Origin of the sequence: Coprococcus sp. AM11-30B, assembly GCF_027674365.1 — a bacterium.
GTDB lineage: Bacteria > Bacillota > Clostridia > Lachnospirales > Lachnospiraceae > Allocoprococcus > Allocoprococcus comes.
The window spans coordinates 43,525-62,933 of the sequence record NZ_JAQDVB010000015.1; the positions used below are offsets into that span (position 1 = coordinate 43,525).

Here is a 19,409-nt window from a genome sequence, read left to right on the forward strand (position 1 = left end):
TCATAATTAAAATAGACCGATATATATATTGATACTATCAATACTATACCGGTCTTCTATCAACCTCTGATCTTATAAAATTTTACTCTTCTTCTGCAAGCTCGCAGACTGCCCGGATTGCAGTATCCACTTCTTCCTCTGTGTTATAGTGGGAAAAACTGAATCTGACAGCCCCCTGCTCTACGGTTCCAAGCGCCTCATGCATCCGTGGTGCACAGTGTCCTCCTGAACGGGTAGAAATCCCATAATCTGTCAGAAGTGCATCGCTGACTTCTCCCGAATCATAATCTCTGATATTCAGGCTCACTACCGCACAGCGGTCCATGCTGCTGAAATCCCCATAAATTTTGACTCCCGGGATTTCTTTTACCCCTTCATAAAACCGTTTCATCAATGCCTGTTCCTTTGCACGGATCGTATCAATTCCTGTTTCTTCCAGATATCCGATCGCAGCATCCAGTCCGGCAATTCCGTGTCCGTTAAGTGTTCCTGCTTCCAGTGCTGTCGGCATCTCTTCCGGCTGTGTCTTACTATAGGTCTGCACACCGGTACCGCCTGAAAGAAGCGGCCGGACATGAACGCCTTTTCTCACGTACATTCCACCGGTTCCCTGCGGTCCCAGAAGTCCCTTATGGCCGGTAAAACACAGAATATCAATATGCATCTTCTGCACATCGATCGGAAATACACCGGCAGTCTGTGATGCATCTACCACAAACAACAGACCATGCTTCTGGGCAATCTCCCCGATCCGCTCCACATCCACTTTATTTCCCGTCAGATTAGAACCATGGGTGCAGACAATTGCTTTTGTATTCTCTTTGATTGCTTTTTCAAAATCTGCATAATCCAGAATTCCTTTTTCATCACATCCAAGGAATGTCACTTCAACTCCCTTTTTCTCCATCTCATAAAGTGGTCGGAGAACAGAGTTATGTTCCAAAACCGTAGAGATCACATGGTCTCCCGGATTTAAGATCCCCTTGATCGCAATATTCAGACTCTCCGTTGAGTTCATGGTAAATACGATCTGTCTTGCATCTTCCGCCCCGAAAAAACCTGCAAGCTTCTCTCTTGTGTCATATACGGTTCTTGCTGCTCCGAGAGATGCCTCATTGACACCTCTTCCTGCATTCCCCATTGAGCACATTGCTGCGGTAATCGCATCAATTACTTCCTGTGGTTTGCGCATTGTGGTTGCTGCATTATCTAAATATATCATATTGATCCTCTTTTCATTTCCCCATATGTGCATCCGGATAGAAATCCTTTACAATCCGGATCAGATGCTCTGCTGCTGCAGGCAGCTGATAGTTTTTATTGTATACAAGGTTCAGATAACGACTGCTTTCATCCTTCTGTAACGGGAATTCCAGAACCTGTCCGGTCCGGATCTCCTCTTCTGCTGCAAGTCTTGATATGATCGTGATTCCAAGCCCACTCTTTACTGACCTTTTTATCGCTTCCGGATTCTCAATGCATGCTACTATATTGAGGGTATCAGGCATAATTCCTGCTTTTCTCAATATTTTTTCTGTTTCCTTGCGGGTTCCCGATCCTTCTTCCCGCATAATAACCGGTTCATTCTTTATCCATGTTGCTGTCTTATAGCGCTTCTGTATTTCCTGATAAAACTCGGTATTCGGCATGATAACAACCAGTTCATCCTGATAAAAAGGCATATATCTGCAATACTTTTTTTCAAGTACCGTACCTGTGAATCCAATATCTACCATATGCCCTGCTACCTGTTCAACAACACCGCAGCTGTCATTTTCTGAAATCCGGAACTGCTCATCCGGATAAGTCTCTCTGAATTTCGCCAGAATCGCCGGAAGAACATACTGTGCCGGAATCGTAGAGGTCGCAATTGTAATACATTTTTCCTCACAATGCGCATCCTTGGAAAATACCTGCTCGATTTCTTTTTCGAGTTCCACCATCTGGCGCGCATACTGATATAATTGCTTTCCTTCTTCCGACAATTTTACTTCCTTTGTATTTCTGACAAAAAGCCGTGAGTCCAGTTCTTTCTCCAGAGAAGAGATATGTGCACTGACCGTTGGCTGCGTCAGGAACAAAAGCTTTGCCGCTTTTGAAAAACTTCCCGACTCAGTTACCTTAACAAATGCCTCCAGCTGCTTTAAATTCATAAGTATGCCACCCTCTCACTTTCTCCGCCTGTCTTCTTTGTCACCTTAATGCTGTCCATATATTCTAAAATCGGTTTCGCACTCTTTCTGCTTGTTGAGAACATATCTCTCACCTGTGCGATCGTGATCAGATTTTCTTCCTTCAGATGATTCTGAATTTTTTCCTTCGCTTCATCCATCAGATGTTTCATCGTAAACATCTCTTCATTGATACGGAGTACTTTTCCTTCATCAATCATCATAAGAACCACATCTTCCGCTGTCTGGCGCGGAATTTTTTCAAAATCAATCTCTGAAAATCTCACAAAATCATATCCTGCTTTTTCAAATGTATCTTCGATCAGCTTCTCTGTCTGAAGATACATCGCGTCCTTCGGAACTTCATATCCCGGAAGTGAAAGATATTCTTCCCTTCTTCCATAGACATTTTCTTCCGTCATTCTTTCGATATACGCATCAAATATGTTTGGTTTGATCTTTTTCAGGAATGTATTGTGAATTTCTGCTTTCTTCATTCCATATCGGTATGGATGCTCACTGTGATATTTCTGCAGTGCCTCCTCTATCTTCTGACGTACTGCAAATTCGCTGTCTCTGTGCCACAAATATGTGTCCTTCTTCATTGGGAATACAAAGATTGTGCCCGATTCTTCCAGTTCTTCAAGATACTCCTTCAGTTCATCTACGGAATGTGCCATCACCTTTGCAAGCTCAGCAAGTGTGATCATCGTGTCGCCGTGTTCTTTGATCTGAAGCTCCATAACATCGCCAAGTGAACCGGATTCTTTTTTCTTCAGTTCTTCGATTGCCTGTGCATCAAAACGTTTCTTACGCACCGGATTCGGTTCCAGAACGATCCCGCCTCCGATAGTCTCCATCGGCGAATAGAAACGTACTACAAAACGGTCGCCTCGTTTGACCGCAATCTCTTCTTCCAGTCTGAGCTGTACCAGTCCCTCTTCTCCCGGTCCGATCTGCTCCTTATCCAGCAGAACAGCACGGCAGAGGATCTCACTCGTACCCGTGTATAAATGCAATCTCTCATGATTTGTAAGGATACGCATGGAGTCTTCCAGAACTTTCAGCTTCACATCCAGAAGATCTGTATTTTTCATACTGTTCTTCGGCGCAAGCACACACCCTCTGCGAATCTCCTTTTTCTTCACATTTGACAGATTGATCGCCACTCTCTGTCCGGCATAGCATTTGTCCTGATTCTGCCCATGTACCTGAATATTACGAATCTTGCACTCTTTTCCGATCGGATACATTTCCAGAACGTCTTCCCTGGTGATCGTACCGGAGATAAGTGTCCCTGTGATAATTGTCCCAAAGCCTGACAGGGTAAATGCCCGGTCAATCGGAAGTCTTGGAATAGTCTGTGTATCCTTTGCAACCACCTCATCCGACATCAGTTGCTGGATCGTATCCGTCAGTTCATCAAGCCCCTGCCCGGTTGCAGCCGATACTTTAACAACCGGTGCACCTTCCAAAAAAGTACCTTCCAGTTCTTCCTGGATTTCTTCCTCAACGAGTTCCAGCCATTCTTCATCGACCAGATCACACTTGTTGATCACCAGAATGCTCTTCTTGATCCCAAGGAGTCCCAGAATGTCCATATGTTCTCTTGTCTGCGGCATGATACCTTCATCCGCTGCCACAACCAAAAGTACCAGATCCATTCCGACAACTCCCGCAACCATGTTGTTGATAAATTTTTCATGTCCCGGAACATCAATGATCCCTACACGGTCTCCATTTTTCAGATCAAAATAAGTAAACCCGAGGTCAATGGTGATCCCTCTTCTCTGTTCTTCTTCCCACCGGTCCGTGTTACGTCCGGTAAGTGCTTTTATCAGTGTCGTTTTCCCATGGTCAATGTGACCTGCGGTTCCTACGATAATGTTTTTCATAATAATTCTCCCAGCATCTCTGCTATCTTCTTAAAGTAGCAGGATTCAATTGTCCGCACATCCAGATAAATCGTGTCGTTGGCTGTACGCGGAATGATTGGCATAGAAAGATGCCGCATCTCTTCTTCCAGCTTCGGTACACTGATATTCTCCGGCTTAATCGTAACTGCCATACTCGGAATGCGTTCAAGTGGAAGAGAGCCTCCACCGATCTGTGATTCACACGGTTCCATCCCGATCGTTGCAGCAAGATGTGCATTCTGCAGAATCCGTTTCAGGGATCTTGCACGCTTTTCCACATCCTCTTTGGACTCTGTGATCATACGCAGTACCGGAAGATTCTGGATTGCCTTTTCTTCTGATAAATATTCCTGTAATACCAGTTCCAGTGCTGCTGCTGTGAATTTATCAATTCGCAGTGCACGTGTCAGCTGATTCTTCTTCATCTGGTCAATATATTTCTTTTTACCGATGATGATTCCAGCCTGTGGACCACCGAGCAGCTTGTCTCCGCTGAAGCATACAACGTCCGCTCCCTTACGGATAGAATCCTGAACCGTCGGTTCATAGGTCAGTCCGTATTTACTCAGGTCGATCAGCACGCCACTTCCAAGATCTTCGATGATCGGGATATCGTGTTCCTGCGCAATCGGAATCAGTTCATCGATCGTAACCGTCTCTGTAAATCCAACAATACGGTAATTGCTTGTATGAACTTTAAGGAGTGCTTTTGTCTCCTCTGTAATCGCTTCTTCATAATCAGAATAATGTGTCTTATTCGTCGTTCCGACTTCCACAAGTGAAGCTCCGCTCTGCTCCATTACATCCGGAATCCGGAATTTGCCACCGATCTCAACCAGCTCTCCGCGGGATACTACAACTTCCCCGCCTTTTGCCATTGAACTTAAGATCAGCATAACAGCCGCAGCATTGTTGTTAACCGCCATCGCAGCCTCTGCCCCGGTCAGTTTGCAAAGCAGTTTTTCAAAATGAGAGTATCTCTCTCCACGTGCTCCTGCTTCCAGATTATATTCCAGATTGGAGTAACCACTCACAATTCCTGCCAGTCTCTCAACATGCTCCTTACTGATCGGTGCACGGCCGAGATTGGTGTGGAGAACTGTTCCTGTTCCGTTGATCACCATTTTCATATTCGGCTCATGCAGCTTTCCGGCATGTCGTTTTATATTCTGCGTAAGCATCCCGATCTGCGCTTTTGCTTCCTCTTCTTCCTCGCACTTTCCGATAAATGTTCTGAGCGCATCCATCTCTTCACGGATCACATCCATCACAAATTCACGTCCATATACATCAATCAGATTCTGTATCTCCTGTTCTTCAAGCAGAATATCTACTTTCGGAATACTGCGAAATAATAAATTTTTATTCATTTTCTCCTCTACCTCTTTGGATTCCTAGTGCAGCCGAATCAGTTTATCGCTCTTTTCTGTTACGGTTCCGATCAGGGATACCTTGGTATCCAGCCTCTTCTTCTCGAATGCTTCCATCACGGCTTCCGCATACTGCGCTTCCACGCTGATGAGCAGCCCACCTGATGTCTGCGGATCATATAACAGATCGATAAAATGATCTTCTACATTTCTGAAATCTACTTTCTGATAAGAATATCCCTTGTTCTTGTAAGCCCCCGCCGGAACAAGGCCCATCTTTGCATAGCTGATTGCTTCATCAAGATATGCAATATCGTGAACATTCAGTTCAAATGTCACATTGCTTGCCTCTGCCATTTCAACACAGTGACCTAAAAGACCAAATCCTGTAATATCCGTACATGCATTTACAGGAAAATGATCCACAACTTCTTTTGCTTTTTTATTTAAAGAAGACATGACAATCTCAGCTTCCCTGATTGCGGCTGCAGATGCCATCTCTCCTTTGATTGCCGTATTAACAATTCCTGTTCCGACCTGTTTGGTAAGGATCAGCACATCCCCCGGTTTACATCCGTAATTCTTAAATATCTTCTTCGGATGTACAAATCCGGACACACAAAGTCCGTACTTCGGCTCATCATCCTGTACTGTGTGTCCACCAACCAGAACAGCTCCCGCCTCTTTTACCTTATCGGCTCCACCGGCAAGAATATCTCCTAAGATCTGTGGATCAAGACAGTTCGGAAATCCTACGATATTAAGTGCTACCTTCGGCTCTCCTCCCATTGCGTAAACATCACTGAGCGAGTTTGCTGCTGCAATCTGTCCAAACATATACGGATCATCCACGATCGGTGTAAAGAAATCTACCGTCTGAATCATCGCAATATCATCTGTAACCTTATAAATCGCAGCATCATCTGATGTCTCGATTCCGACGATCAAATTTTCATCTTCAAATTTTGGTAACTTACCCAGAACCTGGGCAAGGGTCTCCGGACCTACTTTAGCGGCTCACCCGGAAGTTTTTGCATACTGTGTCAGTCTTACTTTTTCTTTATTCATTGTTTATCCCCAACTTATACTTTGTATTTAACATGTTACCTACCGCAAAAAATGCGCACATAGACACATTCTATCATTGGTATTTTCTATTGTAAAGACTGCTTTTGCAATTCATACTTTTCTATGATCAATTCTCTCACATGTTCAGCCGCCGCCGGAAGTTTGTAGTTCTTATTGTATACAAGATTCAGGTTTCGACCGCTGCCAGCCTGTGAAAACGGGAATTCCAGAACTTCTCCTGACTGGATCTCATCTGCAGCCGCAAGTCTTGAAATGATCGTAATGCCAAGACCGCTTTTGACAGATCTCTTGACCGCTTCCGGATTCTCAATTGTCGCAACAATGTTCAAATCATCCAAAGAGATTCCCATCTTTTTTAATTGCTTTTCTGCTTCTTTTCTGGTACCGGATCCCTCCTCACGCATAATCAGAGGTTCTCCTTCCAGCCATTTTAAATCCTTCTGCTCTTTTACGATTTTCTGATATTCTTTCGTATTCGGCATAATAACAACCAGATCATCCTGGTAAAACGGTATGTATTTACAATTTGCTTTTTCGATTACTGTACCGGAAAATCCAATGTCAACCAGATGCGATGCTACCTGTTCAATGACAGTACTGCTGTCACTTTCTACGATTCTGAACTGTTCTTCCGGAAATCTCTCCCGGAATTTCACCAGAATATCCGGCAAAATATACTGCGCCGGTATCGTAGATGTTGCGATTGTAATACATCTTTCTTTCTGCTCTGCTGCTTTTGAAAACATTGACTGGATTTCCTGTTCCAGTTCGATCATCTGACGTGCATACTGATAAAGTGTCTTTCCATCCTCAGATAATTTGACAGTCTTGGTATTACGCACAAACAATCTCACTTTCAGTTCTTTTTCAAGTGTCTGTATATGTGCACTTACTGTTGGCTGTGTCAGATATAGTTCCTGTGCTGCTTTTGAAAAGCTCTTTGAATCGGATACTTTAATAAATGCTTCCAGCTGCTTTAAGTTCATAATTATTCCCTCTCTCTATTCGATCAAATTCGTATAAATACAACCTCTCTGGATTCCTTTATTTCCTTTGATCAAATCGCGCAGCCACATCCATCTTCTACTATCCGATATCAAATACCAGAGAGCAAAGTGCATCTGCCCGAACAGACAAATTCTTTCTGTCCAGGAGGTTACCATCTTCAGTTTTTAACAACTTGTCCAGAACCTGAACAAGGGTCCTTCGACCTGCTTTGACGCCTCAACATGATGTCCTTGTACACTGTGTCTCTCTGATATCTTTATTCATACTTAATTTCTCAACTTTTCTTAAATATTCTCTGTCCGTTATACGGAGTTCTTTGTTATATAGTTCTCAAACTATGGTCTGATGATCTTTCCTGCTTCAGCCATAGATTCAACAATACTGTACATATTGGTTACACCACCAACAACAAGCTTGTCTTTTAAGTGATAGTAGTCAAGACATGTACCACATGTAAGAATCTCTACGCCCTGTGCCTCCAGAGACTTCAGATCTTCAATAGAATCTGATCCTTCTGTTGTAAGAGTAGCTCCTCCATTGTAGAAAAGCATCTTCTTCGGAAGTGTATCAAGCTGTGTAACTGCATAAATAAATCCCTTGATCAGGACTTTACCAAGTTCATCATTACCTGTTCCCATACGGTCAGAAGATACAACTACAATGAGGTCTCCCTTCTGATCCGGTGTACATACAACTTCTGCATCTGCTGCCGGTGCTCCCTGCATCTTGATCGTTACTTTGTATTCTTTTTCTCCAAGCTTTTCAGAGCTTACTTCTCCGCCCTGTTCTTTTGCCAGCTTTGTAACATTCTGTACAGCAATCTCATTATCTACTAGTACTTCAATTGTCTCCGGTCCTGTAAGAGCCTGCATTGCTTTTTTTGTTTTGATTACCGGAATCGGGCAGTTATCTCCCATTGCATTAACTGTTACCATAATATTCATTTCCACCTTTCTTTTACGTGAATCTTTTCACTTATAGATACATTCTATCACCCTTCTTCCCTTATGTAAACAGATAGTCCCGTTATTTTTACCAAAAACCAATTGTTATCGCGATAGCTTTTTGTGTATTATTGCGATATTTTACATTCGCTTCTTGCAGTATCCTTTCTTCTATAATAAAATAGAAAAGTAAGGCAGTATGTCTATAAATATGCATTGAACAAAACTATAGAAAACTGAGAATCTATCGAAAAGCACTTCAGAAAGGATTTAATAATATATGTGGTTAGCAGATGGTTGGAAAGATTATGAAGTAATTGACTCCTCAGACGGAGAAAAGTTGGAACGCTGGGGGCAGTACATCCTGGTTCGTCCAGATCCGCAGGTGATCTGGGATACACCTCGCACAGACAAACACTGGAAGCATCCGAACGCACACTATCACCGCAGTAAAAAAGGCGGCGGTGAATGGGAATTCTTCGATCTCCCGGAACAGTGGCAAATCAGTTATAAGAATCTTACATTTAACTTAAAACCGTTTAATTTTAAACATACCGGACTTTTCCCGGAACAGGCAACCAACTGGGACTGGTTCTCTGAAAAGATCCGCAATGCCGGGCGCCCGGTAAAAGTACTAAACTTATTCGCCTATACCGGTGGTGCAACACTTGCAGCAGCTGCTGCCGGCGCACACGTAACTCATGTAGACGCTTCCAAGGGAATGGTTACATGGGCAAAAGAAAATGCTGTTTCTTCCGGACTCGGCGACGCACCGATCCGCTGGCTGGTTGATGACTGTGTCAAATTCGTAGAGCGCGAAATCCGCCGCGGTAATCATTACGATGCAATCATCATGGATCCACCTTCCTACGGTCGTGGACCAAAGGGCGAGATCTGGAAGATTGAAGACGCAATTCATCCACTGGTAAAACTCTGTACGAAGATTTTATCCGATGATCCGCTGTTCTTCCTGATCAATTCTTATACGACAGGACTTGCCCCGGCAGTACTGACTTATATGATCGCGACTGAGCTTAAGAAATACGGTGGACATGTGGATTCACAGGAGATTGGGCTTCCGGTATCTTCAAATGGGCTGGTACTTCCTTGTGGAGCCAGCGGAAGATGGGAGAGATAAGATTGCGGATTTTTGGTTGATACATTTGTGGCTTCTCAATAATACAACGTTTTTCCGAATAGCAGAATCTCAATTTGTGCAATCATAAAAAATCTAAAATAAAAGAGAAGTGATCCGGTATGAAATGGATTCCTCCTGCTACAAAGCTTGTGCTTTAAAGAAAATCCTTTTCTAAACTCAGATTACTTCTCTTTTTTATTTTCCATTCTCCTTTGGGTTTCCCATCTGAAAATTTATTGCAGATGCTCCATCAGATAGCTAAGAAACGCCTGGCAACCTTCCATCACATCATCAAATGTCTCATCAAAATTTCCTGTATACCATGGATCTGCAATGTCTCTCGGACGATTTGTGTAATCCAGAAGTCTCTGTACCTTGTGCTCCGGGTCATTTCCGATGATTCTCATAATGTTCTGTATATTGTATCGATCCATGCAGATGATGTAGTCGAATGCGGCATATTCTTCTCTACACATCTTGCGTGCACGGTGATTGCCACACGGAATTCCTTCCTTGCGGAGCTTCTTTTGTGTGCCGCGGTGAACTGGGTTTCCATGTTCTTCATTGCTTGTACCGGCGGAATCGATGAAGAAATCGGACTCTATGCCGGATTGTTTAACTAAATGTTTCATAACGTATTCTGCCATGGTGGAGCGGCAGATATTGCCGTGGCAGATGAATAATACCTTTATCATTGTTAAAACTCCTTGTATTTTCGGCATTTCTTAAAGTTTGCTTACCTCTTAACTCGGCATATTATATGCATAAAATGGCATATTATTTCAAGCAAAAGGTATAAAGTAAGGTATAAAATATTGCATTTTATACCTTGAATTTTTCTCGAAAATACGGACTTTTTACATAACTTTTAATCTTGCGATTTCAGCTTTGGCATCATCAAAATTGACATGAGTATAAACATTCAATGTTACGCTAATATCTGAATGCCCCATAAGATATTGAAGCGTCTTTGGATTCATTCCCGATTTAGCCATATTTGAGCAATAAGTATGTCTGCAAACGTGTGGTGTCACTTTGGGCATCTGCACTTTATAAATACTGTTGTATTTATCAACAATATGTTTAAAGTAATGCTCCCAGTGAAGTGCATAGGTAATACTTCCATCTTTATCAAAATAAAGGAATCCTGTATAACCATCAACCATAGGCTCAACTTTAGGCGGCTTTCTGTTTGCAATAATTTTTTTTAAGCACTCCTCAATATCCGCTGTCATAGGTAAAACTCTTGTACCGCTTTCAGTCTTAGTTTCTTCAATGTAGTAGCCTATCTTCGACTTCTTTTGAAGCTGACGGTCGATATTGATTTTATGTTCTTTAAAATCAATATCGCTTACTGTAAGACCACAGAACTCAGATATTCTCATTCCTGTCTTAAACAGAATATAAATACCTTCATAGTATCTGCTAAAATGCGCATCTTCTTTAACAAATTTGAGAAATTTACGTTCTTCTTCCCTAGATATTGCTTCTCGCCTTACACTATCATTTACAACTGCATCAACAAGCTGAAATGAAAATGGATTTTTGCGAATTAAGTCATCATCCACCGCAAGCTGAAAGGCAGGTCTCAAAACTCCTCTTATTGAATGAATTGAACTGTAACTTCGTCCATCTTTCTTTTGAAGTTTTATCAACCACGTTTTTGCATCTGATATTCTAACAGTATCAATTCTTTTTTTGCCAAAAGAATCTTTTTTCAATACATTAACAACCGTATTATATCCAGCTTGTGTTGTTGGTCTTACTCCTGTCTTAGTTTCAATATACTTTTCTACAAGCTCTAATACTGTAAGATTGCCACCGTTTGTAACAATATGGTCAAATAAGTCTGCTTGTATCTGCTTCTCCATTTCTTTTAAAGATAACATTCTTTTCTTGCCTGAAGGTGTTGTATCGTTGTGGTCAAGCCTCCAACTGTAAACAGCTTTTTCATTACCATTTTCATCAACATACTTAAATCTGTAGCGTCCATCTGACATCTGTATCTCGCCATTATGTAAAATACGTCCTTTTTTATCTCTCCTTTTCTCACTCATAATTCGGTCTCCTTTCATCAAAAAAGAAGACTATCTTGGATAAATACATTTTACCATCAGATAGTCTTCTTTGCCATAGAAAAGTGTTAATTACACTGTGTTTACCTTATCAAGAAATTTTTCAAATAAATTTCTTTTTATCCTGTAGTGTGAACCAATTTCAAGAAGAAAATCCGCATTGGGATTACTTCGAATTATTTCATACAACCTTTTTATTCCAATACCGTAATATATCGCCGCCTCTTCAACATTAAGCGTATACTTCTCCCAAATTGGAATTTCCTTTTTCATTTCTGACACTCCTTTCAATCAAAAGGTAAATCTTCCCCTGTATATTCAATAAAGCCATCGTTTCTATCCAGATATTCTTTAACAGAATTGTACTCTGTCCGATTTCCTGATTTATCATAGATAATCACTTTATGGATTCTTCTAAGAAAAGCATTCCATGATTCTTCATCCTCTCTCTGAATCTCGGGATATTGTTTTTCCAGAGACCAATTCGATACAATATAGACCTTATTGTAACAGGCAAATTTGTTTGCATAGCGGCTCGGCAATTCTATCGGGTAAATATCGCAGTACAGAAGCATTTCCTTTAATTTGAGGGAAGAACGGAATTCATCGAAGCAGATTACAGACTGACACGTATAACCATCGAACGGATGCAAATAGTCCGTAACCCTGTAAACATTTGAATAACCGTTACCTTCCAGAACTCCTCTTGTTTTTCCTGTGCCTGTCGCACCACTGATATATATAACTTCTAATTCGAGCCGTACCGTTTCCTTGAATCTCTCCGTCAGGATGGTAGTACGGATTTTATCAAGCTTAGCTATCTGTAAAATGTAATCCTGATTTGTTGCAAGAATCTCGGCATTAGTCATATTATCAAGAACCATTTGATATAAGTCCGACATATCGCTTCTTTTTCCTTTACTGTTGGGCGGTTGTGTTCCATACTCTTCAAACGTGCCTTCTATTTTCTTCTCTTGCTTGCTTTCGTCTAATTCCCATTTACCAGATTTCTTTATGTAGTTTACATTGTCCAATACTGACCCTCTGCATTTTTCGATATGCGCTTCTGGAAAATATCGCTTAACCATACTGAACCTGACTCTAGAAGCAAACACAACGTATATGTGCGTGTGAAACATGCTTCCTTCTTCGTCAGCCATGCAGAAGTAAGTTATCGTTTTGAAATTACTCCTGATGATTTCAACAATATGCTCATGTGAATATCCTTTTTCCAGAGGAGCGTTAATCGTTAATTGATACATGAAGGATTGCGTATCTATTACAATCACCCCCTTTGTTCTTTTTGTGCACATCCGTGAACAAGCTGCAAACCCTTGCAGTTATTGAGCTTTTTCACGTTCGTTCACGGTCGGGTAATACTAGCCGACCGTTTGAGGGCTTGCGGCTACGCCGCCGCCCTCAACGGGGCTTTCTTCTCGGGTGAGTGCATCAATACAGACTTTTTGCATCTTCTCCATATCTCGAACCATCGGTATTTTTATAAAACGCAATTCTGAACCCTGTAACAATGCAACCCCTTCGCCCCTCTTAAAAGCTCTATCGCCTATTTCATCAATGTATTCTTTCGAGATAAGCATTTCGTATATACTTCTGATCGGCGCACCGACTATCAGTATAACTCCATAATTTAAGCGGCTACCTGATGGAAAAGCGGCGGCATCTGGACGCTGACACGATATCACAAGCCTCACTCCCAAAGAACGCCCGAGCATCAATATCTCTGATACCTTGCGCATGATATCCTCAGCCTTTTTCTTTTCCGTTCCCTGTATAGCAAGGATATTCGCCATGTATTCATCCCATACAAGCGTTACAGGGCTTCTTGAAGTATCTTCGCCTGATTGTCTTTTATGAAGCGTATCATAAACTGTTTCCAGAGCTTCTATCGTCTTATCATACGGATAATACCGAGGGCAGTTTCTAAGAAACGTGAAGCTATCATCCTGCTTAAAATCCGAAAAGAAAACCATTCCTTCTGTATTGGCTATCCGAGCAATCAAGATATTTTCCGCATAACTCTTTCCGCTTCCTGACATTCCGCATAAAAGAGTGTGGCTGTTCGTTTTAGGTGAGATATCCGTTATCACAGGCTCTTTTACGCCATAGCCATACCACTTATCAAAATCATAGCCAAGAACCAAATCAGAATTCATCATCATACATAATTTCCCTTTCTGCTGTTATTCTTCCTTCGGCAGACTCAAAGCAGATATGATTTCCTTTATTATGCTTTTTACCGCCATACGTAATATCACCTATCAAATGAATATCAAGCCTGTCGCAGATTGCATCCTTCTTTTCCTTCCATCTTTCCATTGGTATGGTCGTATAGAATTCTCTTTTTGTTACACCTGACTTTCTGTCCCTCTTCTTGTAATAAAGTATGGGCGGCTGATTTTTCACATCTCGTTTATCTCCGAATACTATCTCCATATCGGCTTCATCCCTAATCGCAAAACAAAAGCCCACGAACTGAATCAACCCGATTGCACATATTACAGGAAATATAACAAGCATAATTGTCATACACGCAGAAAACACCGATTTAAACAAAGGGTATATTTCCATATTTGTAACGAATCTTTTTTCTGTAATTACCATCAGCACAACACCACCTGCAAACAAAATCCACAGAAGATTGATTATCGGATAATTCCATAACTGCTGAATGCCAAAACGAAATCTGCACTCCTGTTTTTTTCTATTGTGCCTTCTTTCGTTAAACTCTTTATTATCCATTTTCCACCTTTCTTCTAAAACAGGGGATGGAAGCCCATCCCCCGGTACAAACTCAATCGTAATTCAAGCTGAATCCCTCTGACATGAAATTACTTAACTCCATAAGCAAATCATGTACATGGTTGTACTTTCTGAAAATAATGTTTTCAAGCGAACGGTCAGAATCAATAATGAAATGATTCTCTTCGTTGTACGAACCACAGCTTTCATCCTTTTCTATAAAAGACCAGAAATCTGCATCATACGCCATCGGGCGAATATTCTTATCTGCGAATTCCTTAATCTTTCCATATACATCCTCAGGAAGCTTATTACGATATTGTCTAATCTCAAACAGCTTGTTACTTATATAAGCTCTGTCCTCATATTCTTTAAGTGCTTCACTCATCAAGCTATGACATTCTATGAGCATAGTTTCAATATTCTTATCCATTACTAATTCCTTTCTGATGAACAAGGGGATGAGGTCATCATCCCCCTGCTATCTTTGGTAATTTGATTAAGCCTTGAAAATCATCTCTACCTTACCCTTCATATTGAAGCTGATATCGATGGCATCGTTAAGCTTAGTGTCTTTCGGAAGGGTGATTCCATCTTTTAAGAAGAAATCTGCCGTACGAAGTCCTTCAACGTTCTCGTCCTGAAAAGCACAATAGATTTTTGTTCCGTTGACTTCTTCGCCACTGTTGTTTGTGAAATGAATTCCCTGTACACCAACAAGTTTAGCCTTCATAGCTAGTCTCCTTTCTGCTTCTGCTGATATCTGCATAGGCTTTTATATTTCGGTTGCGCTTCCGATGACTATAATATAAATCCTCTCAAAACTATTGTAAAAACCTTTGTACGATAGTTTTAAGCATAGTTTATGGTAGTTATTCTATCTTGATTTTTCGTATATATGCTTTATAATGGGTTTTAAGAAACAAATGATATTTTATTTATTCATTTTTCCGATGGAGTACACTATGGAGAACAAAACCGATAGAAAATCTGTAGGCTTACGAATACAGGAACTCAGAAAAAAAATAAAGAAACTCAAAAAGACCTTGCAAGTGTTATTAGCACGACACCAAACTCCATTTCCAAACTTGAAAATGGAGAAATCGGCTTGACCTTCGATAATATGATTCTTATCTCGGAACACTATAATGTATCGCTTGATTATTTATGCAAAGGCGAAGGTGGTTCAAACCTTCTCGAAACCCTTAACAAATATGTATCACTGGATTACCACGATATTAGCGGCGTTACAGATAATGACACCGTTTATCCTCTACCAACTCTGACAATTAACAGAGCTTATTTCGAGTATCTTATACAAACAGCTAACGCCAAAGCTGATAAGAACATTCCTAAAGAGCTAAAAACACAATGACTTGACATAGAAACACAAAAATTCAACGAAAACATAATCCATGACATCTACAAGGACTATGCAACCATTATTCCTGTAAAAGAATCCATAATACACAGTAATCCCGATGTACTTATAACCGTTTCAAACTCGAAACTGAAAGATGTATAAAAAAAGAACTCAACCAAAGGAGAAATACGATGTCAGAACAAACTATCCAAGATGGTCTTTATTCCATTCCAGTACAGCTCGATAAGTATACCTGCCGTAGTCTCGGCGCTACTACAATCAAAGACCTTGTTAAGAACAAGGAGATAACCGGACTTACTGCCAAAGAATGTAAAGACATCAAAGCAAACAAGCCCGATGTTCTTGTATTAAACAAAAACAAAGAAATCGTAATCTTTATCGAAATGAAAACTCCTGACGAATTTCATTCAGATGCACTAAAACGTTTAGCGAAGTATCAGGAGCTTCTTGTAGCAAAACAGACCAAGGCTAAAATTTATGTAATCTCTGACGGAGATACATTCATTTGGTTCAATCCTCTTACAGAAGAACATATCCTCTATGAGGATGGATCTCCTGTATATAGAAAAATCAATCCTAAAGAATTATCTCAGGAACAAAACAAAGAACTAGCTGAGTTTATTGATGATGTTTGTTATTGCATCGATGATAAAAACAATCAGCTTATTCCTAAAGATTATATTGACCCTACACCATTAGCCAAAAAGACAGCGAGAATATTACAAAACATGTCTCTGTCGTCTGCCAAGAATTCTCTTTATACATTTGTTGAAATGTTCACCTTCAAGTTTCTATCCGATATTGGTGTTTTAAAAGGAATATACTGTTTTGACAGCGTATATGAAATATATGAAAAACAGAGTGCTAAAGATGCCTTTAAGCAATACCTCACCACAATAAGAGAGCAATTATTAGTTCTTTTTCCTGTTGCAGATGATAACACAACTATTATAAACGGTAGATTGTTTCATACTCAGGTCGATGAAATGGGAAATCCTATAATCATAGATAGTGCAGCTGATGGCTTTGGAAAGCTTTTGGATTGCTTCAAGGATTACGAGAACGAACACGGTAAATTCCTGTATATAAACAAAGATTTTAAATCTAAACTGTTTGAAACCTTTATGAAAAATAGTTCGGATAAAGAAGGTATGGGACAATTTTTCACACCATTAAAAGTCGTTCAAGAAATGGTGCGAATGGTTGATGTTCGTGAGGGAATGGATATCTGTGACCCTGCTTGCGGTGTTGGTAAGTTTTTATTAGAAGCATCATTGAAATTATCCAACCCCTTCTATTTTGAAAATGGCATCTTAAAAAAATCTGTTAACCTCTATGGGATGGAAAAAAGAATGGAAGATAACAATGATGATTTAACAACAATACTTGCTAAATCTAATCTATTATTATTCTATTCTGACCTTTTCAAAAACAGCAGTGATGATTCTAAGCGTATACAAAAACTATCAAACGAATTACTTAGCACGGTTATAAAATCAAGTCACTCTACTCTTGGAACCCTTGAAAAGTTAGTTCCAGAAAAATACGATTTGATTTTAGCCAATCCACCATATTATCAAAGTGCTGTTATAACGGAAGCAAGCAAAAGTGTATCTTTATCTGGTAGTTCATCCACAGCATATACAACTGGCGGCAGAGGAATAGAATCACTATTTACAGAATGGATTATTAAATCCCTCAAAAAAGGTGGTGAAGCTAATATCATTCTTCCCGATGGTATTTTCACAAACATCGCCAATGATAAATTAAAGAAATTTATACTTGATACTTGCTACATAGAAAGTATCATCTCCTTACCCGTTGGAACATTTTTCAACACCCCTAAAAAAACATACATACTTACAGTACACAAACGGACTGATGCAGAGAAGAGTTCTGCACAGCCTTATCCGATATTTGCTTATCTATGCAGCACAATAGGAGAAACTTTAGATTCGTACCGTTTCGATATCGATGATAATGACCTGAGAGACGCTGTTGATCTCTATACCCTGTATAAGAACAACAAGTCTCATTCCATGGTTCAAAATGCGGTAAATGATAATCCTCGAGCAAAACTTCTCAAAATAGAAAAATTTGGGAAAGACGATAATTGGGATATTAATCTTCATTGGACAGATGAAGAAAAAGAAGCACTTGGAATAAAAAAGAAAGACAACATCATGAACCTCGATGAATTCAACGGATATATATCCGAACTAATCGATGAAATCCACGATTATCAGGGAGCGATAGAATGGTTAAAGGAAGATTTGTAAAAAAGACTATTCACGAAATATTTGATTTTAGCATCAGCACAAACAGTGGGTTGACTAAATCTTTTGTCAATTCACATAAAGGAACTGTACCCGTTTATGGTGCATCACAAGACCTATCTATCCCCTCTTATGGATATATCCAAGACGGTTTAGAAGGGATTAAATATTTCGATGATTGTCTAACATATAATAAAGATGGTGCATCTGGTTTAGTTTTCTTTAGAAAAGGGCATTTTACCATCTCGGAAAAAGTAGTCCCTCTTGTTATTTTTGAAGATATCCGCAATCAGCTTGATTGCAACTATCTTAAATATGCAATTGAAAACGAATCAAGAAAGCAGGAATACACTTTTTCAAATAAAGCTACAAAAATAACTTTCAAAAACATTGAGATTAAAATACCCATTCTTGATGATGGGACTTTTGACTTATCTAAGCAAATAACTCTTGCCCAGAAGTACAAAGAAGTTGAAGAAAAACGATTATCATTAATTAACAGATTAGACGAAATCAAAGATATTGCTTTCAGATTACCCAAAGATAAAAATATTAAATGGGCTGAGGTAAAATGTTCTTTTTTGTTCAAACCAACTAACGGAAATAGCATCTATACAAAAGAATACTGTAAAAATCACGCTGGAGATATCCCTCTCTATTCAGGTAACACCGAAGGTTCTTTTGATATGGTTGACAGTTTCGATTACGATGGCGAATATCTTACATGGGCAAAAGACGGTTTAGCAGGGTATATGATGCTTCATAGCGGAAAATTTTCTCTTACAGGACATAGAGGAATACTTATTCCAACAGATAATTGTCAAAATATCGATTTAACTTATATCAAATATGTTCTTGAACCCATCTTTCGAGCCAATAAAAAAGGTCGAGAAGGTGATTTGGGCAAAAACGAATATACTACATTAAACTCAGATATGATAAAGAAAATGAAGGATACTATACCAATCCCAATCTTAGATAACGGTTCATATGATATTGAAAAACAAAAAGAATTAGCAATAAAGTATGAAAAATTAGAAAACATAAAATTGGAATTAATGAACAAAATAATCGAGCTAACTAACATCGTAATTGCCTAAAATGAAAGCACCCTCTGAACTATTCAGAAGGTGCTTTTTAACGTGTTCTCTTATTTGGTCGTAAATTGGTCGTAAATATTGACCTTGCCTACTTGTAACCGCTGATTTTACGCCATTTCTTACGATAAAGATTTCATCGTCGGGAATAATAATATGTCTGTCTTCTTTACAATCAAAA

Annotated in this window: 19 protein-coding genes; 4 read left to right on the forward strand and 15 right to left on the reverse strand. The window is 39.9% G+C overall.

Annotation, left to right across the window (positions count from 1 at the left end; all coding sequences use genetic code 11):
* Window positions 1-82: 82 nt before the first annotated feature.
* The 7 genes from PGU50_RS11080 to yedF all read right to left on the reverse strand — a co-directional run bounded on the left by PGU50_RS11080 (window position 83) and on the right by yedF (window position 8,489).
* Window positions 83-1,222 carry an aminotransferase class V-fold PLP-dependent enzyme gene (locus PGU50_RS11080; protein ID WP_270246967.1) on the reverse strand — a complete coding sequence of 380 codons (1,140 nt, stop codon included), beginning with the start codon at window positions 1,220-1,222 and terminating at the stop codon, window positions 83-85.
* Between the two features lie 13 nt (window positions 1,223-1,235).
* Window positions 1,236-2,153: a selenium metabolism-associated LysR family transcriptional regulator gene (locus PGU50_RS11085; RefSeq protein ID WP_117823712.1), complete on the reverse strand. Its 918-nt coding sequence runs from the start codon at window positions 2,151-2,153 to the stop codon at window positions 1,236-1,238.
* Entirely contained in the window at window positions 2,150-4,066 is a 1,917-nt protein-coding gene (gene selB / locus PGU50_RS11090; protein ID WP_270246968.1) for a selenocysteine-specific translation elongation factor, read from the reverse strand. Before selB ends, PGU50_RS11085 begins: the two co-directional genes overlap by 4 nt.
* Window positions 4,063-5,457 (reverse strand): L-seryl-tRNA(Sec) selenium transferase, encoded by a 1,395-nt coding sequence (selA, locus tag PGU50_RS11095; RefSeq protein ID WP_270246969.1) that lies wholly within the window; start codon window positions 5,455-5,457, stop codon window positions 4,063-4,065. The genes selB and selA overlap by 4 nt, the downstream gene beginning before the upstream one ends.
* Before the next feature lie 24 nt (window positions 5,458-5,481).
* Window positions 5,482-6,525, reverse strand: coding sequence for a selenide, water dikinase SelD (gene selD / locus PGU50_RS11100; protein ID WP_117558478.1), 1,044 nt, complete (start codon window positions 6,523-6,525; stop codon window positions 5,482-5,484).
* 86 nt (window positions 6,526-6,611) lie between these two features.
* The gene (locus PGU50_RS11105) at window positions 6,612-7,532 is read right to left on the reverse strand and encodes a selenium metabolism-associated LysR family transcriptional regulator (RefSeq protein WP_117558476.1); all 921 of its coding nucleotides are present in this window, start codon (window positions 7,530-7,532) and stop codon (window positions 6,612-6,614) included.
* 357 nt (window positions 7,533-7,889) lie between these two features.
* Window positions 7,890-8,489 (reverse strand): sulfurtransferase-like selenium metabolism protein YedF, encoded by a 600-nt coding sequence (yedF, locus tag PGU50_RS11110; protein ID WP_117823709.1) that lies wholly within the window; start codon window positions 8,487-8,489, stop codon window positions 7,890-7,892.
* 289 nt (window positions 8,490-8,778) lie between these two features.
* Between yedF and PGU50_RS11115 the strand changes: the two genes are divergently transcribed.
* Window positions 8,779-9,636, forward strand: coding sequence for a class I SAM-dependent methyltransferase (locus PGU50_RS11115; protein ID WP_270246970.1), 858 nt, complete (start codon window positions 8,779-8,781; stop codon window positions 9,634-9,636).
* Between the two features lie 233 nt (window positions 9,637-9,869).
* Here PGU50_RS11115 and PGU50_RS11120 read toward each other — a convergent pair whose 3' ends face one another.
* From PGU50_RS11120 to PGU50_RS11155, 8 genes are all read right to left on the reverse strand, one after another.
* Window positions 9,870-10,331, reverse strand: coding sequence for a low molecular weight protein-tyrosine-phosphatase (locus tag PGU50_RS11120; RefSeq protein WP_270246971.1), 462 nt, complete (start codon window positions 10,329-10,331; stop codon window positions 9,870-9,872).
* Window positions 10,332-10,493: 162 nt separating this feature from the next.
* A complete protein-coding gene (locus PGU50_RS11125; protein WP_270246972.1) occupies window positions 10,494-11,693 on the reverse strand; it encodes a site-specific integrase in 1,200 nt (399 codons plus the stop codon).
* Window positions 11,694-11,783: 90 nt separating this feature from the next.
* Window positions 11,784-11,984 (reverse strand): excisionase, encoded by a 201-nt coding sequence (locus tag PGU50_RS11130; RefSeq protein ID WP_270246973.1) that lies wholly within the window; start codon window positions 11,982-11,984, stop codon window positions 11,784-11,786.
* A 14-nt stretch (window positions 11,985-11,998) separates the two neighbouring features.
* Window positions 11,999-13,000, reverse strand: coding sequence for a hypothetical protein (locus PGU50_RS11135; protein WP_270246974.1), 1,002 nt, complete (start codon window positions 12,998-13,000; stop codon window positions 11,999-12,001).
* A gap of 90 nt (window positions 13,001-13,090) precedes the next feature.
* A complete protein-coding gene (locus PGU50_RS11140) occupies window positions 13,091-13,891 on the reverse strand; it encodes a type IV secretory system conjugative DNA transfer family protein (RefSeq protein ID WP_270246975.1) in 801 nt (266 codons plus the stop codon).
* The gene (locus PGU50_RS11145; protein ID WP_270246976.1) at window positions 13,875-14,471 is read right to left on the reverse strand and encodes a hypothetical protein; all 597 of its coding nucleotides are present in this window, start codon (window positions 14,469-14,471) and stop codon (window positions 13,875-13,877) included. Before PGU50_RS11145 ends, PGU50_RS11140 begins: the two co-directional genes overlap by 17 nt.
* A 52-nt stretch (window positions 14,472-14,523) precedes the next feature.
* The gene (locus tag PGU50_RS11150; RefSeq protein WP_270246977.1) at window positions 14,524-14,904 is read right to left on the reverse strand and encodes a hypothetical protein; all 381 of its coding nucleotides are present in this window, start codon (window positions 14,902-14,904) and stop codon (window positions 14,524-14,526) included.
* A 66-nt stretch (window positions 14,905-14,970) separates the two neighbouring features.
* Window positions 14,971-15,204, reverse strand: a complete 234-nt coding sequence (locus tag PGU50_RS11155) for a hypothetical protein (protein ID WP_204454647.1) — start codon at window positions 15,202-15,204, stop codon at window positions 14,971-14,973.
* A 255-nt stretch (window positions 15,205-15,459) separates the two neighbouring features.
* On the opposite strand from PGU50_RS11155, the gene PGU50_RS11160 reads away from it, so the two are divergent.
* The 3 genes from PGU50_RS11160 to PGU50_RS11170 all read left to right on the forward strand — a co-directional run bounded on the left by PGU50_RS11160 (window position 15,460) and on the right by PGU50_RS11170 (window position 19,231).
* Entirely contained in the window at window positions 15,460-15,846 is a 387-nt protein-coding gene (locus PGU50_RS11160) for a helix-turn-helix domain-containing protein (protein ID WP_270246997.1), read from the forward strand.
* Window positions 15,847-16,025: 179 nt separating this feature from the next.
* Window positions 16,026-18,134 carry an HsdM family class I SAM-dependent methyltransferase gene (locus PGU50_RS11165; RefSeq protein WP_270246978.1) on the forward strand — a complete coding sequence of 703 codons (2,109 nt, stop codon included), beginning with the start codon at window positions 16,026-16,028 and terminating at the stop codon, window positions 18,132-18,134.
* A complete protein-coding gene (locus tag PGU50_RS11170; protein ID WP_204454653.1) occupies window positions 18,113-19,231 on the forward strand; it encodes a restriction endonuclease subunit S in 1,119 nt (372 codons plus the stop codon). Before PGU50_RS11165 ends, PGU50_RS11170 begins: the two co-directional genes overlap by 22 nt.
* Window positions 19,232-19,409 lie beyond the last annotated feature (178 nt).

Bases quoted from the DNA above. Each gene is read 5' to 3' on its own strand.
- selB (WP_270246968.1), bottom strand. From the start codon at position 4,066: ATGAAAAACATTATCGTAGGAACCGCAGGTCACATTGACCATGGGAAA.
- PGU50_RS11115 (WP_270246970.1), top strand. From the start codon at position 8,779: ATGTGGTTAGCAGATGGTTGGAAAGATTATGAAGTAATTGACTCCTCA.
- selA (WP_270246969.1), bottom strand. From the start codon at position 5,457: ATGAATAAAAATTTATTATTTCGCAGTATTCCGAAAGTAGATATTCTG.
- PGU50_RS11165 (WP_270246978.1), top strand. From the start codon at position 16,026: ATGTCAGAACAAACTATCCAAGATGGTCTTTATTCCATTCCAGTACAG.
- PGU50_RS11170 (WP_204454653.1), top strand. From the start codon at position 18,113: ATGGTTAAAGGAAGATTTGTAAAAAAGACTATTCACGAAATATTTGAT.
- PGU50_RS11105 (WP_117558476.1), bottom strand. From the start codon at position 7,532: ATGAACTTAAAGCAGCTGGAAGCATTTATTAAAGTATCCGATTCAAAG.
- yedF (WP_117823709.1), bottom strand. From the start codon at position 8,489: ATGGTAACAGTTAATGCAATGGGAGATAACTGCCCGATTCCGGTAATC.
- PGU50_RS11120 (WP_270246971.1), bottom strand. From the start codon at position 10,331: ATGATAAAGGTATTATTCATCTGCCACGGCAATATCTGCCGCTCCACC.
- PGU50_RS11085 (WP_117823712.1), bottom strand. From the start codon at position 2,153: ATGAATTTAAAGCAGCTGGAGGCATTTGTTAAGGTAACTGAGTCGGGA.
- PGU50_RS11080 (WP_270246967.1), bottom strand. From the start codon at position 1,222: ATGATATATTTAGATAATGCAGCAACCACAATGCGCAAACCACAGGAA.
- PGU50_RS11130 (WP_270246973.1), bottom strand. From the start codon at position 11,984: ATGAAAAAGGAAATTCCAATTTGGGAGAAGTATACGCTTAATGTTGAA.
- PGU50_RS11140 (WP_270246975.1), bottom strand. From the start codon at position 13,891: ATGATGATGAATTCTGATTTGGTTCTTGGCTATGATTTTGATAAGTGG.
- PGU50_RS11150 (WP_270246977.1), bottom strand. From the start codon at position 14,904: ATGGATAAGAATATTGAAACTATGCTCATAGAATGTCATAGCTTGATG.
- PGU50_RS11155 (WP_204454647.1), bottom strand. From the start codon at position 15,204: ATGAAGGCTAAACTTGTTGGTGTACAGGGAATTCATTTCACAAACAAC.
- PGU50_RS11145 (WP_270246976.1), bottom strand. From the start codon at position 14,471: ATGGATAATAAAGAGTTTAACGAAAGAAGGCACAATAGAAAAAAACAG.
- PGU50_RS11125 (WP_270246972.1), bottom strand. From the start codon at position 11,693: ATGAGTGAGAAAAGGAGAGATAAAAAAGGACGTATTTTACATAATGGC.